Origin of the sequence: Alishewanella longhuensis, assembly GCF_014653435.1 — a bacterium.
GTDB classification, from domain to species: domain Bacteria; phylum Pseudomonadota; class Gammaproteobacteria; order Enterobacterales; family Alteromonadaceae; genus Alishewanella; species Alishewanella longhuensis.
This window is the reverse complement of record NZ_BNAO01000001.1, coordinates 589,673-602,078: the sequence shown is the minus strand read 5'-3', so window position 1 is coordinate 602,078 and position 12,406 is coordinate 589,673. Positions and strand designations below refer to the sequence as shown.

General features: G+C 45.6%; 8 protein-coding genes. 5 read left to right on the top strand and 3 right to left on the bottom strand.

Going from position 1 to position 12,406, the window contains the following annotated elements; translation table 11 throughout:
- Positions 1-82: 82 nt before the first annotated feature.
- Both IE163_RS02520 and IE163_RS02515 read right to left on the bottom strand, forming a co-directional pair.
- A complete protein-coding gene (locus IE163_RS02520) occupies positions 83-2,938 on the bottom strand; it encodes a TonB-dependent receptor domain-containing protein (protein ID WP_189429817.1) in 2,856 nt (951 codons plus the stop codon).
- 265 nt (positions 2,939-3,203) lie between these two features.
- Positions 3,204-4,373, bottom strand: coding sequence for a cystathionine beta-lyase (locus IE163_RS02515; protein ID WP_189429815.1), 1,170 nt, complete (start codon positions 4,371-4,373; stop codon positions 3,204-3,206).
- Positions 4,374-4,613: 240 nt separating this feature from the next.
- Here IE163_RS02515 and IE163_RS02510 point away from each other — a divergent pair, with 240 nt between their 5' ends.
- From IE163_RS02510 to IE163_RS02495, 4 genes are all read left to right on the top strand, one after another.
- Positions 4,614-4,985 (top strand): VOC family protein, encoded by a 372-nt coding sequence (locus IE163_RS02510; RefSeq protein ID WP_189429813.1) that lies wholly within the window; start codon positions 4,614-4,616, stop codon positions 4,983-4,985.
- Between the two features lie 12 nt (positions 4,986-4,997).
- Positions 4,998-5,684 (top strand): cupin domain-containing protein, encoded by a 687-nt coding sequence (locus IE163_RS02505; RefSeq protein ID WP_189429811.1) that lies wholly within the window; start codon positions 4,998-5,000, stop codon positions 5,682-5,684.
- 391 nt (positions 5,685-6,075) lie between these two features.
- A complete protein-coding gene (locus tag IE163_RS02500) occupies positions 6,076-7,824 on the top strand; it encodes a S8 family peptidase (RefSeq protein WP_189429809.1) in 1,749 nt (582 codons plus the stop codon).
- A gap of 297 nt (positions 7,825-8,121) precedes the next feature.
- On the top strand, positions 8,122-8,847 hold the full coding sequence (locus IE163_RS02495; RefSeq protein ID WP_229833403.1) for a transporter substrate-binding domain-containing protein: 726 nt from the start codon (positions 8,122-8,124) through the stop codon (positions 8,845-8,847).
- An 82-nt stretch (positions 8,848-8,929) separates the two neighbouring features.
- Here IE163_RS02495 and IE163_RS02490 read toward each other — a convergent pair whose 3' ends face one another.
- Positions 8,930-11,620: an Ig-like domain-containing protein gene (locus tag IE163_RS02490; RefSeq protein ID WP_189429805.1), complete on the bottom strand. Its 2,691-nt coding sequence runs from the start codon at positions 11,618-11,620 to the stop codon at positions 8,930-8,932.
- Between the two features lie 333 nt (positions 11,621-11,953).
- Here IE163_RS02490 and IE163_RS02485 point away from each other — a divergent pair, with 333 nt between their 5' ends.
- The gene (locus IE163_RS02485; RefSeq protein ID WP_189430465.1) at positions 11,954-12,202 is read left to right on the top strand and encodes a DUF3297 family protein; all 249 of its coding nucleotides are present in this window, start codon (positions 11,954-11,956) and stop codon (positions 12,200-12,202) included.
- Positions 12,203-12,406: the final 204 nt, after the last annotated feature.

Below are 12,406 nucleotides of genomic sequence, written 5' to 3'. Positions count from 1 at the left end.
TCAACAATGACATTTCATACAGATATAAAAAAGCCCGATACAAAGATCGGGCTTGGCTTTAAACTCAGTATAAACTAAGCAATTAGAAGGCGTAAGACAAGCTGGTGTAGTAGAAGCGACCAATATTGTTATAAAGACCCGTTTCTACTGTAGTACCAGTGCTAACACCTGGTAAATTGCGGTTAAAGACGTTATCCATACCTACGGCTAATTTTACACCGCTGGCAAAGTCGTAACCGACACGAATGTCTGTTACAAAGTAGCTACCGTAACTCATAATGTCACTTGGATCCGGGTTTAACGCTAAAGATTGTGAGGTATAAAGTGATACCGCATCGATATAACGTGTTTTCACACCTGCAGTCCAGGCATCATAACGGTAGTTCACGCTTAAGTTGGCTTGCCAGGTTGCGTCACCCGCTACTCCTGCATTTTCAATGTACTCGCTAGGGAAATCCTGGAACGAATAAGTTTTACGTGATTCTAACCAAGTACCAATTAGCTTTGTATTGAAACGACCATTCAGTGCATCAAAGTCATAACCAAACTCAAAATCGACACCACTGGCAGTTTGTGACGCCACGTTTTGCACCACAGACGTAATTAACTGTAAGCCTTTTGTCTCTGGGTTACGTTGTACTAAATTACAGAACTGCATATTTGGACCACTGGCTGAATCTACACAACGGTTCAAAATATTTTGTGCTGAAATAGCGGCAATAGCATCATCGATTTCAATTGACCAGTAGTCAACCGTTAAACTAAAACCACGAATAGCCTCTGGCTGGAGCACAAAACCCACAGTGTAGCTGTTAGATTTTTCAGCTAGTAAGTCTGGGTTGCCGCCACTTAGTCCCTCTACCGTTGCCGCCGGGTTGTTTAACTGCAGATCAGGAGCAATACCAATTGCTGCACAGTTATTAACACGGATTTGGCTCTGACGCTCAGTCGTCGCACAAGGATCCGTTACCCGGAAGAACGTTTGGTTTTGCGGGCCAAACAGTTCGCCAATATTAGGGGCACGTAAGGCTTCTGAATAAGTAGCACGGATACGGAATTCACCATTGATATTCCAATCTAAGCCCGTCTTCCAGCTGGTCGCATCGCCAATAGTGCTGTAGTCCGCATAACGTACTGCGGCATCAAAGGTTAAGTCCTGCACTAAAGGTAAGTCGGCTAACAAGGGAATTGATATTTCTGTAAAGGCCTCTTTTACATCAAACTCACCGCGCATATATTGTAATGAATTTAAGAAAGTCGCACCTGTAGCCGCAAAACGATCAGGCACAGATTCACTTTCTTCATTGCGATATTCAACACCGGCAGAAAAACCAACGTTACCTGCAGGTAATTCAAAGATCGCGCTGTTGTTTACACTGGCGTTAGCCACTTGCTGACGGATAGTGCTATGGCTGTATGAGGTGGTATTGAACCAGTCACGAGCGCCCTGATTAATAGCATTGTCACCAAATAAACTGGTGGGTACACAGCCGTTGGCGCGTGCTACCACATCACGACAAACAATGTTACCGTTTGCGTCAACAATGGCATCAACAGATTGTGCAAAGTTCGTGCGCATCAGGTTGTTGTGGTTAACTTGTTCTAACTTGGTTTCACCGTGGGTGACATAGGCTTCAAAGCCCCAGTCGGCAGACAGCTCGCCCTGAGCACCTACTACAAAACGTGATGTAGTACGGGTATTTTGTTCAAAACGACGGCCAGCATCTTTTTGGAAGCGGTGAATGCGTAATGTTTGTAAATTATTGGCGTCCATTAAGGCTGCAGTGCTCTCATCCAGGAAGGCATTGTCCCGTTTGATTTGGATGGCAGAGCCATATTCAAAAAATGATGGCTGGCCTTCACTGCTGCCTTTACTACGCACATATTTGCCTTCAGCAAACAAATTAATGCTATCGGTCAGGTCAAAATTAGCTTTCATATTCAGGTTTTGGCGGTTAAAGCCCGGCTGTAAATCCTGATACTCGCGCAGATTTAAAAATTCACAATTACTACAATGTTCGATATTACCGTAGGTGGTGCCTAAATCTTGTAAACGTACGCTACCGTCTTGGTTGAAGATGTACCAATCGCCATTTAAGAAAAAGTTACCTGCAGTTGAGCTGTCATACCAACCAGCATTCGCTACCGTAATTCTGTCTGGAATACCATCATGAATAAATACACCATTGCTATCACGGTAGTCACCATCCAGTGGGTTAGCTACTGACATATAGGGTGTGCGGGTTTTGCTACGCTCTGTTGCATTCATACCATCCTGACCAGAGAACTCCGCAGCCACCGCAAAATTACCCCGCCCACCGGCAAAATCAGTACCAAAAGATAATAAGGCTTTGTGGTTTTCATACGGGTTGTCATCAGCAAAGCCTTTGCTAAGTACCATCTCAAAACCCTGAATGTCTTTTTTCAATCTAAAATTAACAACACCCGTTACCGCATCTGCACCATAAACTGCTGAGGCACCACCGGTGATAATTTCTACCGAGTCTAACCAAGCGGTTGGAATACTGTTGGTATCTACCGATGCTGAACCTGCGCTGCTAGAAACGTGACGACGACCATCCACTAATACCAGAGTACGAGAGGCGCCCATACCACGTAGATCAAGTAAGCTTAAACCTGCAGTGCCAATTGAACGGCCCGCATTGGCTAGGGTGTAAGTTGCAGCCAGTGATGGTAGTTCTTTTAATACTTCACCGATATTCATGGCACCGGTTTCTACCAGATCACGCCCTGAAATGACGGTAACAGGTGAAGGAGCAATAGCGCCTTCACGTAAAATACGCGAACCGGTAACCTGAATTCGCTCTGGCGCAGCTTCCGTTGTTTGTGCCAATACCGCTACCGGGCTGACCGCGGCTACGGCAACAGCAACCATACTCAGGCGGCCTAAAGCCACAGAGGAAGAACGTACAGACATAGTAACTCCTGATAAAAACAGCCGAAAACCGGCCAAGACAACTTCACCAACGTTGCGATGGTAAATTGATAAACCTTCAGAGGGGCGGCATTGTATGGATTTTCGGCAGAACTACCAGCAGAAGTTGCTTAAAACACTTCGTTCGATGAATAAATATTCAGTAGTTGTTTATGGTACGAGCAAGTAGTTCACTAAACAAACAGCGCACTGGTGAGATTTTAAGCTGCCAGCAGGCAGCTCAAACATGCATAATGATGAATAATAATTAGGCAGTAGCGAAACGCAAAAACGCCTGCTCCAAATCAGCAATCAGATCATCTGGATCTTCTAAACCGATATGCAATCGAATTAACGGGCCACTATAAGGCCAGCTTGTTGCGGTGCGTAGCGCCTGCACATTCATGGTTGCCGTGATTAAGCTTTCATAGCCGCCCCAGGAAAAACCCATTTTAAAGTGCTGCATACCCTCAATAAAGGCTTGCACCTGCTCTGCGGTACCTTGCGTTAATACAAATGAGAATAAGCCATTACTACCGGTAAAATCCCGTTTAAAAAATTGCTGGCCGGGGTTGTCGCTAAAAGCAGGATGACGAATCGTCGCAACCTCCGGCCTTGCCGCTAACCAATGCGCCACCTTTAGGGCACTTTGTTCGTGCTGCGTTAAGCGCACGCCTAAAGTACGTAAGCCTCTGCTGGCGGCATATACATCATCTGCCGAGGCGCAATACCCCATTAAGTAACTATGCTCACGCAGCTGTGGCCAGTGTTTGGCGGTGGCAGAGGCCGTGCCCAGCATCACATCAGAGTGGCCAACTATATATTTGGTGGCCGCTTGAATCGAGATATCCACGCCAAGCGCAAAAGGCTGACATAAAATGGGTGATGCCCAGGTATTATCTAAAATAGTGATGATGTTGTGCGCTTGCGCGACCTGACAAATGGCCGGAATATCTTGCACTTCCATCGTTAACGAGCCCGGTGATTCTAAAAAAATCACCCGGGTATTGGGTTTGATCAGATCGACGATGCCTGCCCCCACCAAAGGATCATAGTAGGTTGTTTCAATACCTAAACCGGCCAACAACTTATCGCATAACCCTCGGGTCGGTTCATAGGCATTATCTACCATCAACAAGTGATCACCTTGCTTTAAAAAAGAAAGCAAAGCACCACTTACCGCAGCAGCTCCGCAAGGATAAAGTGCGCAACCGGCGCCGCCCTCCAGCTCACACATCGCTTCCTGAAAAGCAAAATGCGTTTGGGTACCACGCCGCCCATAAAAAGGTACCCTGTTACCTCGTTGTCTGGTTGCTTCTTTGAGCTCGCTCATGGTATCAAACACAATGGTAGAAGCTCGCACTACTGGAGGGTTAACCGCTGTTCCGGTCCATTTTTTACTCCGCCCCGCATGAATTAATCGAGTATTTTGTTTCATAGTACAGTTCCTAACATAAATTCATCAAAAGACTTCTAGAAGTCTGCCAGAGACTTCACCAGAGTCAAAGTGTTATTCTTAGCAGCACAACATTTAACCCGTTCAGTTTCTTTATTTAAGATCAGTGCTCTAAAGCCAAATACTACACGTATTAAGGCATACTCTAGCCATCAACATAGATATTTTTACTATCTTTTTAACGTTATACTCGCTAAACAACGAGTAAATTCAGGAGTTATTATGCTTAGCTACGTTACCCTTGGTGTTAGTGATTTTGCTGCTGCCAAAAATTTCTATAGTGCTCTGCTCGGCGAGCTAGGTGCTAAAAAATTACTGGATATGGACCGTATTACCTTTTTTGGTAAAAGCATGGCCCAACCTATGTTAGCGGTATGCGTGCCTTTTAATAAAGAGCCTGCTCACCCAGGTAACGGTAATATGGTGTCATTGGCACCGGGTTCAAAAGAAGCCGTTGATAAGCTCTACCACAAAGCAGTTGAATTAGGCGCCAGTTGCGATGGTGCACCGGGTCAGCGTATCCCCAACCAGTTTTACGGCGCTTATGTGCGTGATGCTGATGGCAATAAATTGTGTTTCTGCCATTTCGGCTAATCGTTACACGCCATGCAATTAAATCATGACCTTAGCCAGCGAGTAGTCATCTTGCCAGATGATTACTGCTTTGTACCTTCGCCCCTGGCAGGGGTAACCAGAATGATGCTTGATCGCGCCGGAGCCGAGGTTGCACGCGCTACCAGTATAGTGCGCTATGCTGCTGGCGCGGGTTACAGCAGCCATCAGCATGATGGCGGAGAAGAAATCTTCGTGCTTGCAGGCGTATTTAATGACGAGCATGGTAGTTACCCTGCGGGCACCTATTTACGTAACCCTCCGGGAAGCTCGCACCAGCCATTCTCCCTAACAGGCTGCACCTTGCTGGTTAAGCTCTGGCAATTTAATGCCGACGATACCACACAGCTAACTCTTGATACTAATAAGGCTCGCTGGCATCAAGGCTTAGTACCTGGTCTAACCGTACTACCGCTGCATGAACATAATGGTATTAATACCGCCTTGGTACGCTGGGCACCTAATACCCAGTTTAAACCTCATATCCACCCTGGCGGCGAGGAGATATTGGTGCTGGAAGGCTGTTTTTTTGATGAACACGGCCAGTACCCTGCGGGCAGTTGGTTGCGTAGCCCCCGCTATAGTAAACATCAACCTTATACCCAAGCTGACGGAGCTTTAATATATGTAAAAACCGGGCATTTAGGTGCAGGTTTACTCGGTGACAAATTTATTAGATAACTCAATCGCCAAAGCCCGACGCAACGGCACTAATTAGCTATAATAAAAAAATACTATATTAATAATAAACTTACCTTGAGCTTCCACCACAAATATCCAACTAATTTGTTATACAATATAACTACAGGTTATAAAAAAGCATGTAAACAAAATATAACACCAGCCGTTTTTACTCCGTTTGCGCAATATCAACCGCTTTGCATATAGACAAAAAAGACCTTTTTCAGAAAAAAATCCCCCGAATTGGGTATAGCCATTTTTGGCTGTCCATCTTTTGTTGATTTACAGCACCTACAGCTTTGTCATAAAACATTCAACTGATGTTGCTGTGGTGTTATAGCAAGTTGTCATCATTTACCAGGGATCCCATAACAATAAATAAGGTACTTACATGCCAAATAACATTTTTAAAATCAAAACACTGGCACTGCTGTGCATACCAGCAACGCTGCTGGTACAACCGGCATTTGCCGATGACACTAACGATTATCAAGATGGGCCTGTTACCCGGGTGATCGTAAAATATAAAGAAAGCCCCACGGCCAGAGTAGCCCAAAGCTTGCCTGCCAGTATGGCAAAACAACGCAAGGCTGAACGGATGAACGCAAAAGCCGAGCGCTTTAGCCAACGTGCTGGTAAGCCGGTAAAGTTTATACGGGAAGCGGCACTAGAGCGCCATGCAGTGTTTGGCGCTGAGCGTCGTTTATCAGTAAATGAAACCGCCGAACTGCTGCGCCAACTGGCAATGGATGATGAAGTAGAATTTGTGGAAGAAGATCAATTACTACAACCTACGCTAACGCCTAACGATACGCTTTATACCAATCAATGGCATTACTATGAAAATGTCGGTGGCATCCGGGCACCGGCCGCTTGGGATAAAGCCACTGGCCAAGGTGTGGTCGTCGCAGTATTGGATACCGGTTATCGGCCACATCCGGACTTAAACGCTAACTTGCTGCCGGGTTACGATATGATTTCCGATGCCTTTATTGGTAACGATGGTAACGGCCGCGATAACGACGCCCGCGATCCTGGTGATTGGACTAACGCCGGGGAATGCGGTAATGGGCAACCCACATCATTTAGAGCTTCCAGCTGGCATGGTACTCATGTTGCCGGCACTATTGCTGCGGTAAGTAACAATAACACTGGCGTTGCGGGTGTTGCCTTTAACGCAAAGATCGTTCCAGTACGGGTATTAGGAAAATGTGGCGGTTACACCTCAGATATCGCTGACGGCATTATCTGGGCCGCGGGCGGTACCGTAAGTGGCGTGCCTGCTAACCCTAATCCGGCCAGTGTGATTAATATGAGTCTTGGTGGCTCAGGTAGCTGTTCCACCACCACCCAAAATGCAATCAATCAAGCGCGTAGCCGTGGTGCAGCCGTAGTGGTTGCCGCAGGTAATAGCAATGCCAACGCCAACAACTTTAACCCAGGCAATTGTAATGGCGTAATTAACGTTGCCGCTACTAACCGCCAGGGTGGCCGTGCCAGTTATTCTAACTTTGGCAGTAGCGTAGATGTCGCCGCACCAGGTGGCCAAATGAGCTCGGCTAACGATCCAAACGGCGTACTATCAACTTACAATAGCGGTACCACTACACCGGGTAACGATAACTATGGTTATAGTCAGGGCACCTCAATGGCAGCACCCCATGTTGCCGGTGTCGCTGCACTGATCAAACAAGCTAAACCTAACGCAACACCCGATGAAATTGAAACGATTCTGAAAAATACCGCACGTAGCTTCCCAGCAAGTTGCAGTGGCTGTGGTGTAGGGATTGTTGATGCCAATGCCGCAGTGCTAGCGGCACAAGGCACTGGTGGTACCGGTGGCGGCGGCAGTGTCAGTAATTTATCTGCCACCACCAATAACTGGCTGCACTATACCGTTACCGTACCGGCAGGTATGCAAACCTTAACGGCAACCATTGCCGGTGGCACAGGGGATGCTGATCTGTATGTACGTCGTGGTAGCAGACCAACCACCACGACCTTTGATTGCCGTCCTTACCTGCAGGGTAATAACGAAAGCTGCAACTTCAATAACCCAGCAGCTGACGTGTGGCATGTAAGTATCCGTGCATATAGCAGCTTTACTGGAGTGACTTTAACGGTAAGTTATAATCCGTAACTGCCATAGACTTTATGCTCCTCAGGCAGTGGCTTAAACCACTGCCTTTTTTATTCCAACCAAAGCCCCAGAGTAACGAGCTAACCGAATTTCAGTGCCTATTTATCGAGCTGCATACTGGCAAGCTAAAACCTGTGCAACTGACGATGCTGTTTTTAACAATCTTTGCTAAGTCTCACCTTATTTCACCACAATTAATGACATAACTGCGCTAAGATAAGTGCATTCACCCAAAGTTATTGGCGCAATATGCTAAAACACCTACTTAGGGCCACACTACTGTTACTGTGCAGCAATATGGCGCACGCGCAACGCCCTTTACAACTTTGTTATGAGTCTTTTGACGAGACACCGAACCTACCGCAATTGCAAATTGGCAACGAACGTATTGCCGGCTTTCACGCTGCAGTAGTTGCGCATGCGTTGCAACAACAACAGCTGCCGTATCAGTTACATCGCCTACCCTGGCGGCGCTGTTTAGCAGAAGCGAGCAGAGGGCAAATGGATGCTGCTATAGGTGTGGGTTGGACAGCTGAACGAGCTGAAAACTTTTACTTTCCGCTACAGCAACAGCTACCTGATACAGAAAAGCGCCTAACCTTTGTGAACTACTATATCTATGCTTTAGCCGATAGCGCCTTGCACTGGGATGGTGAGCAAATTACCGGTGTGCATTATGGCCTGGCAGCGCCAAAAGGTTATGTAGCTGAACACAAATTAAAACAGCTGGGCGTATTACAACCGCTCGATTCATCGATAGGTTCTGGTTTGGCGCTGGTATTAAACAACCGCCTCGATGGCTATGTTTTACCAGGGAGCGTAGCCGAAGCACAGTTAGCAGAGCACCCGCAAGCACACAAAATTCGCAAAATTGAGCCCGCCTTTTTACGACAAGATCTGTTTTTGGCCATAAGCAAACGTAGCAGCAAACTCGATGAACCAAGCCGCGAGCAGCTTTGGCAGCAAATTGTGATATCCAGAGTCACATTATTCGCCAACCCGCCGCTGCCGCAGGTTGATTAATAAATAGCGGCTATTATCACAGCAAAGTAATAAAAAAGCCCCAAACAGCGGGGCTTAAAGTAGCTTAATGGCTTCTAATTTTTTAGCGTCTGCGGCTTACTCTTACCAGTGCTGTCGCCATGAGTAGGCCTAGCAACCAGCCGCTAACACTACCGCCAGAACTCTTTTTAGGTTTAGCGGTAACATTAATTTGTAACGATTGCGCAGAAATGGCCCCTGCGGCATCTGACACATTGAAGTTTACTGTTGCCGTGCCCGCACTATTTAATCGTCCAGTTAGCAACCCCGTGCTAGACAGTGTTAAGTCAGCTTGTCCGGTAGCCAGTGCAAATTGAACTGCTTTGCCTTCAGGATCGGTAAAATATTGTGCTAACTCTATTTGTAGCGGTGCGCCTTCTTCGACACTGAACGCCGGTAAAGTACCTGAAAGGGTGGGTGCCAAATTCAGTTGATAGGTAAATACAATCCCCGAGCTTAACTCAGCAGGATCTGCGGCAACGACGGCGATACGACCTGACTGGCTGCTTTGACCAGTAAATACCAACTGATTATTAGTATTGATACTAAAAGCCGCTGCACCCTGTTCAAGCGTAAAGGTTAACTCCGCATCTTCTTCATCACGAATCACTGTAGGCAACGCCAGCTCAAAACGCTGGCCCTGATTCAGGGTCAGGTTCAGTTTAGTGCTATCTGGAACAAAAGGTGCGCTATTATGCTTAAATTTTAATAAACGCTGCGCATTCGGGCCATAAATACCCAAACTACCGGCTAAGGACACCAGGCTACTTTGATTAAATTGGTGATCTTGCCAAAGCTGTTCGTTACTGAGCTGTAAACTATTGGCCCAAGCACCATTAGTATCGTCTTGCTCTAAAATATGAAAACCATCCCAATTCCTTACGGCAACAAAACGCTCACCAATTGGCAACCACGTTTGATTATCCGTTTGCAAAAACTGGTTTCCCAGAAAGGTTAAATCGCCATTCTCTGCAACTTTTAGCACTTGCAAGTACTGGTTACTTAGCAAAGTGATAAGATCGTTTCTTTGGTAAAAATTGGTAAAACCAGGGAAAGACAAACCGCTATAAACTTTCTTTTGCTGTAAACGATTGTTATTAAGGAAAAAGTGGCTAATTTTCTGCTGTCGATTATCAACCGTGTAAAGGTTATTACCCATTTGCAGCAACATATCAATGTGTGCGATCCCGCTAACGCCAGAGGCACCATTTACCAGTGCGTCAACAAATTGCAGCTGATTGCTAGGCGTTAAACTATACAAACTCAGAGTATCACCACTACCCATAACCAGATGATTACCTAGTACAGCGATAGCATTATTAGTGTAGTACAGCGGGTTACCATCTCGCCCTGTTAAAATACCATGGCTGACATTTTGTAATAACGCAGTTTGTGGATCTTGCCGCACTAAGGTGTATTGAGGACCTGAAAGAAATACAAAAAGCCCCTCACCCAGAGCTCGCATTTCAAAATTAAAGTAAAAATTATTGTGGACCAGCAGCTCTAACATCGAGCTAGATTGAATTTGCTCCGGCAAACCGAGCTCATTGAATTTAAACAGTCTTAAGGTCTGCTCGTCACGTTGTAAAAACGACTGTTCGTTTAATTTATAAAGCTTAGGAGACATACCAAAATTAAGTACTATATCCTGCTCACCTGGCTTAAGTACCCTTTTTTGTATCAAAGTAGTGGCATCAAGCTGCAGTAAACCAGCATTGCTTAATAAGGTAATGGCTGTGGGCTGCACATCTAAATGACGTAAAAAGTTAGACGACTGGAAATTAGAAAGATCAGCCGTAGCAATCACTTGCCTATTTTGTGGGTTAATTAAGCGCAAACCATCATAGGTTCTAAGCAGAACACTGTTATCAGTTAAATATCTAATGTCGTTGGTATAAAAATCAAATAGGTTAAAACCATGGTTAATTTCTGTAAGCTGAGCCGTAGCTGGATCAAATTGGAAAACATAACTGGTGCTATTGCCACCATAAATAATACTACGACCACTGGGGCTTATTGTCAGGTGATCCACGTAATAATTACCCCACTGATCGGGGTCCATTTTATGACTGGCAACGCGTTGCCAATTATTATCATCAAACCGATAAATAACTAAATTATCTTCCGTATTGGCCCAACTAGAATAACCCAGTAGCAATAGCCCGTCGCTCACCGCTAGATTGCTAACAGGATCTGTCTTTGCAAAGTCGCTAAGCTTGGTTAACCTGCCTGTTGTAGCGGCAATGCCATAAGTTTCTATCACAGAACCCAAGTCTAAAACGGCAAGCTCACCGGCTAAATACAAAGTACCATACTGGCTCGGTATAGAACTTAACTGTGTCACATCAACCTGATAGTTGATATCAAGAGGCATACTCACTATGGTGTCGTTTACAACTAGCATCAGCCATTTATCGCTTGCTGCCACCATAAGCTGATTAACATGCGTATTCTCGGGATAACCTAAGTCACTAAATAATAACTGCTGAACTAATTGATATCCTTCTTCGCCCGTTTCGAGAATAGCTAGTCCCTTGCTACTACTTACTACCGTAACCTTATCGCCTTGAGCGACAAGATTGGCATAGGCCAAAATGCCTTCATCTAAGACCTGGTCCACCTCAAAAGTAATGGCTTGGCTAAAGTAATCTTGTGCTGGATGTAACGCATTAGTATTGGAGCTTGGTGATACTAGCGGTTGAGCTGACACCGAAAACAGACTTAGCAGCAGGCCCGCCAAAAAGGTTTTGCGCATCTTAATAATTTCCACATTAGGTGAGTAATGAAGGACAAGCTATTAGCCAAGTTTTAGCTGACAGCGACAATCCTTGTGCTTGTGATAATAGGTACATGACCATGATGAGAGTAACAACGGGTCAAAATAAAGTAAATAGAGCTTACGAAAGAAATTAACCAAGGCCAATTCAATGTTTACCGAACACCCAAAAAAAGCAACATAAAACCCCAGAAAACCGCAAAAAAGTAGCATTAACACTCAAAGCTGGCCGGCGATTATGCTTTACGCTTGAGCAAAATGCTGGCTTTGCCTACAATGGCCACACTTTTATTTTACTTAAGAAAAACCACCATGAACGACACCACTACCCGCCCAGCTTTACCAGACCGTTTATCAGTAAACCCGCGTAGCAAGTTCTACAATGCTGCAGTATTTGAGCATGAAGTGGGTATTAAGCTAAATGGCAAAGAACGCTTTGATGTAGAAGAATATTGCATTAGCGAAGGTTGGGTAAAAATTGCCTCGGCTAAGGCGTTAGATCGCCGTGGCCAGCCACTGCTGATGACCGCCAAAGGCACTGTTGAAGCTTTTTATCGCTAAGACACCGGATAGCCGCAATAAGTAAATGGAAGTGTGTTAAAAGGCTCCACTACAGTTGCGGCTGCTAACCAAAGCCCCAAAGCCGTGCGATGACCGAGCGATTTGCTTTATGTACGCCAAGCATTGCTTCGCATGGCTTTTTGTAACTCTGCAGCAGTCTACCTTTGTCATCAGCCTTTAATTTTTAGCGAAAAACACCTAACA